This window comes from Stenotrophomonas sp. 05L44_2 (assembly GCF_056665995.1).
Genome location: NZ_JBFTNR010000301.1, coordinates 1 through 4,753, shown reverse-complemented (window position 1 = coordinate 4,753; position 4,753 = coordinate 1). Strand labels below are relative to the sequence as shown.

The window sequence follows — 4,753 nt, the reverse complement described above, 5'->3', positions numbered from 1 at the left end:
GACCTTGGTCGACACGTAGATCCACGCCATGCTTGGATGCTCTTCGTTCAATTGTCGAAATATTCGATTTCGATGGACATACATTCACGCATGGCGTGAATCCATCAGCCACCGGAAATCTGTCGAAGGTGGGGCGGTGTCGGATTGCGGGGTGTCAGCCGCATGGGCCCGAGGCGTGCCTCGGGCGGGTTGGGCAGGACGCCCAACCCCGGCCTTGCCGTGTGCGCAGGACTGCGCACACGAGCAAGCGGCTGCCAAGCCTACAAGGACGTACTTGCGGCGTCCCCGCACTCCGACACCGCCCCGCCATCCCACGCAATGCAGCTTTTGACGTTGCTTTGGCTGTTGCCTGAAAGCAGCAGGTGCAGGGCCGCAGGCCCTGCCGACCAACCCTACTCCTTGACCGGGAAATCCTCGATCGGCTTCAGCACGCCGTAGTGCTCGCGATGCAGCTTGCCCTTCAGTTTCGGCAGCTCCGGCAAGGGCGCATCCACCCGCGTGTCCGGCAGCCGGTCCAGCAGGTTGCGGACAAGAGTCAGGCGACCCAGCCGCTGGTCGTTGAAATCCACCAGCGTCCACGGCGCACCGTCGCGATGGGTCGCGCGCAGCATCGCCTCGCGCGCTTCGGTGTACGCGCTGTACTTGCTGCGCGACTTCAGATCCACCGGCGACAGCTTCCACCCCTTCAACGGATCAAGATGGCGTTCGGCGAAACGCTTCTCCTGCTGCTCCTGGTCCACGCACAGCCAGTACTTGAACAACAGGATGCCGTCATCCACCAGCAGTTGTTCGAACACCGGTGCCTGATGCAGGAACTGCTGGTACTCGGTCTCGCTGCAGTAGCCCATCACCCGTTCCACGCCCGCGCGGTTGTACCAGCTGCGGTCCATCAGCACGATCTCGCCGGCGGCCGGCAGATGCGTGGCGTAGCGCTGGAAATACCATTGCGTGGCTTCGCGGTCGGTGGGCTTGGGCAACGCCACCACCCTGCATTGGCGTGGGTTGAGGTGCTGGCTGATGGCCTGGATCGCACCGCCCTTGCCGGCGGTATCGCGTCCTTCGAACAACACCAGCAGGCGTTGCCCGCTGTGCTGCACCCAGCGTGCCATCGCCGTCAGTTCCAGCTGCAGCGGCTGCAGCAGTTCGTCGTATTCCTTGCGCTTGAGCTTGGCCATCGTCATGCCACGCGGGAGGGAAGCTCGAGCGTAGCGCAGGGCGATGTCAGGGCGTGTCGAGGCCCTGCCAGCCCTGTTCGCGGGCCAGCTGCTGAAGCAGTGCGGACAGATCGCGCGCGAAGGCCGCCATGTCGAACAGGCCGCTGCGCTCGCGTGCCTGCGCCAGTTCGGCACGCAGGGCAGCCAGCGCGGCCGGGTCGTTGCCGAGTGCACTGGCGGTGGCGACGAAGGCCGCATCGTCGGCGACGTTCATGTGCTCGAGCCCCAGATGATGGTTGAGGCTGCCGGCCACGCGCGCGGCGAAGGTAGCGCCGGGGCAGGTCAGCACCGGGCAGCCGGCCCACAGTGCATCCGATGCGGTGGTGTGCGCGTTGTACGGGTTCGTATCCAGGAACAGGTCGGCCAGCTGATAGCGGGCCAGATACTGCGGATGCGGCAGCTTGGCCATGAACACCAGGCGCGCCGGATCCAGTCCTGCAGCCTTGGCGGCGGAACGCAGCCTTGCATCGGCCTGGCCGGGGCCGGACAGCAGCCACAGCACGCTGCCAGGTACCGCCTGCAGCACCGCGAACGCACGGCCCATGCTGCGCGGGTTGAGTTTGTAACTGTTGTTGAAGCAGCAGAACACCGTGCCCTGCGCGGGCAGCCCACACGCCGCACGGTCCGGCGCCGGTTCCAGCACGCGGGTGTTGTCGGAGGGCTGGAACGCGCGCGGCAGGCGCAGCACGCGTTCGCTGTAGTGCGGTTCCAGCGAGGACGGCAGCGCGAAGTCGTCAGCGATCACTGCATCCAGCCACGATGCACCGGAGGTGCCGGGGTAGGCCAGCCAGTTCAACTGCAGCGGGGCAGGGCGCATCGCCAGTACTTCCGGCGTGCCGCCACCTCCCCAGCCGCGCAGGTCCAGCAGCAGGTCGATGCCCTGTGCACGGATGCGCGCGGCCGTATCGGCGTGGCGCAATCCCACCACGTCATGCAGCCGGGTGGCGGCCTGCAGGCGTTGTCGGATGCGGCTGCCATCATCGGCATTGAGTGCGAACAGATGCAGTTGCAGGGCCGGGTCGCGGCTCATCTGCTCCAGCAACGCCACCGTCAGCAATCCGGTGGGATGGGCGCCGAAGCCGTTGGAAAGGAAGCCCACGCGAAGTGGGCCTCGTTCGCGCAGCTTCGCCGGCGGCAGTGGCCGCACCGATGCCGCCACCGCGGCGGCGCGTGCACGCGCGCAGGCCAGCTGTTCGGCCGCGCTGGCGTCTTCGCTGAGAAACGCGAAGGGTTCCACTACGCCCTGGCCGGACACCAGTGCACCGCGCACCTGATCGGCCAGCGCATCCACGTCCTGCCAATCGCACAGGCGACGCTGCCAGGCGAGGCGCTGCGCGGCGATATACGGCTCGTCGGGCATCAGTGCATGTGCGCGGCGATAGGCCGCTGATGCACCTTCGGCATCGTTGGCATCTTCCAGCGCGTGCCCCAGCCACAACGCGATGCCCGGGTGCTCCGGTGCCAGCGCCGAGGCCTGGCCCAGCAGCGTAGCGGCATCGGCATGCGCTCCTGCCATCCATGCCACCCGGCCGAGCCGGGCAAGCGCTTCAGGATGATTGGGCCGCAGCTGCAGCGCGCGTCGCGCAGCCTGCTCACCGGCCGCGATATCGCCGGCTTCCAGTTCCAGGTCGGCCAGCATCACCCAGGCGACGAAGTCGCCGGGCTGGCGCGTGATCGCCTGCTGCAGTTGCTGCCGCTGCTGCCAGGCCGACATGGTCAGCCCGCCGAAAGCTGGGCCAGGGCGTCGACCTGGTGCTCGTGGCTCAATCGCTGCAGCAGCGGATCGAGATCGCCGGCCAGTACGTTGGGCAGGTCGTACAGGGTCAGCCCTTCCACGCGGTGGTCGGTGATCCGGCCCTGCGGGAAGTTGTAGGTACGGATGCGCTGGCTGCGGTCGCCGCTGCCGACCTGCAGGCGCCGTGATTCTGCCTGCGCCGCGTCGTGGCGCTGGCGCTCGGCATCCAGCAGCTGCGCCTTCAGGCGTTTCATCGCCTTGTCCCGGTTGGCATGCTGGCTGCGTTCGGTCTGGCACTCCACCACCACGCCGCTGGGCACGTGGGTGATGCGGATCGCCGATTCGGTCTTGTTGACGTGCTGGCCACCGGCGCCGGAGGAGCGGTAGGTATCAATCCTCAGGTCAGCCGGGTTGATGACGATCTCATCGACTTCGTCGGCTTCCGGGATGATCGCCACGGTGGCCGCCGAGGTGTGGATGCGGCCCTGCGATTCGGTGGCCGGCACGCGCTGCACGCGGTGCGTGCCCGATTCGAATTTCAGGCGCGAGAACGCGCCCCGGCCGACCACGCGCGCCACCACTTCCTTGTAGCCGCCRTGTTCGCCGGGGYTGTCCGATTCGATCTCGACCTTCCAGCCCTGTCGCTCGGCGTAGCGGGCATACATGCGGAACAGGTCGCCAGCGAAGATCGCCGCCTCGTCGCCGCCGGTGCCGGCGCGCACTTCCAGGAACAGGTTGCCTTCATCGCGCGGGTCGCGCGGCACCAGCAGCAGCGCCAGTTCCTGCTCCAGTTCCTGCAGGCGGGCCTGGGCGGCGGCGATCTCCTCGTCGGCCAGTTCGCGCAGATCCGGATCGGTGCGCATGCTTTCGGCCGCAGCCAAGTCGGCCTTGGCACGCACTTCATCGGCCAGCGCGGTGGCGATCGGTTCGAGCTGGGAAAACTCACGCGAAAGATCGCGGAAGCGCGCGTTGTTGGCGACCACCTCCGGTTCGGCGAGCAGACGTTCCAGTTCTTCGCGGCGCTCGGCCAGCGCTTCCAACTTACGGCGCAGGGTCGGCGTCATCGGTTCTCACAGGTGGGTGGTGGTAACCCGGCGCAGCCGGGAACAGGCGCTCGGCGGCGCGGGTCAGGTCGGCGTCGCCGCTGAGCGCGGCCGCGCGCAGGGCGGCGGTCGGCGGGTGCAGCAGGCGGTTGGTCAATCCATGGGCAAGCAGTTCCAGCACTTCGTCGGCCGGCTTGCCGTTGGCCAGCTGCTGGCGGGCGCGTTCCAGCAGTTCGGCACGGGTGGCCTCGCCGAAGGCGCGCAGTTGCCGCAGCGGTGCCTGGTGGGCACTGGCCTGCAGGGTTTCGACGAAGCGCGAGACCTGCAGGTCGATGATCGTTTCCGCTTCGGCGGCCGCCTCGCGGCGGCTGCGGCGGTTGTCTTCCACCGCGCGCTCGAGGTCGTCCACGGTGTACAGGAACGCATCGTTGAGACTGGCAACGTCGGCCTCGATGTCGCGCGGCACGGCCAGGTCGAACAGCAGCATCGGCTTGTGCCGGCGTGCGCGCAGGGCGTTGGCCACTGCAGCACGGTGGATCACCGGTTCGCGGGCGGCGGTGGCCGAGAACACCACATCGGCCTCGGCCAGGTGACGCTCCAGTTCGGTCAGCGGCAGCGCCACACCGCCATGGCGGCTGGCCAGTTCCTGCGCATGGGCGAGGGTGCGGTTGGCGATCAGCAGCCGCCGCACCTTGCCCTCGCTGAGGTGGCGTGCGGCCAGTTCGATGGTCTCGCCGGCGGCCAGTTCGATGGTCTCGCCG

The 4,753-nt window shown here is 68.0% G+C and carries 4 protein-coding genes; all 4 read right to left on the bottom strand.

The window, feature by feature from the left end:
- Window positions 1–392: 392 nt before the first annotated feature.
- A complete protein-coding gene (gene ppk2 / locus AC1VAN_RS11900) occupies window positions 393–1,175 on the bottom strand; it encodes a polyphosphate kinase 2 (protein ID WP_080149964.1) in 783 nt (260 codons plus the stop codon).
- A gap of 46 nt (window positions 1,176–1,221) precedes the next feature.
- Window positions 1,222–2,928 (bottom strand): O-linked N-acetylglucosamine transferase, SPINDLY family protein, encoded by a 1,707-nt coding sequence (locus AC1VAN_RS11895; protein ID WP_442252020.1) that lies wholly within the window; start codon window positions 2,926–2,928, stop codon window positions 1,222–1,224.
- 2 nt (window positions 2,929–2,930) lie between these two features.
- Window positions 2,931–4,013, bottom strand: coding sequence for a peptide chain release factor 1 (gene prfA, locus AC1VAN_RS11890; protein ID WP_480985863.1), 1,083 nt, complete (start codon window positions 4,011–4,013; stop codon window positions 2,931–2,933).
- Window positions 3,991–4,753: glutamyl-tRNA reductase (locus AC1VAN_RS11885; protein ID WP_480985862.1), on the bottom strand; the 763-nt coding region annotated here is incomplete at its 5' end. The genes prfA and AC1VAN_RS11885, both read right to left, overlap by 23 nt.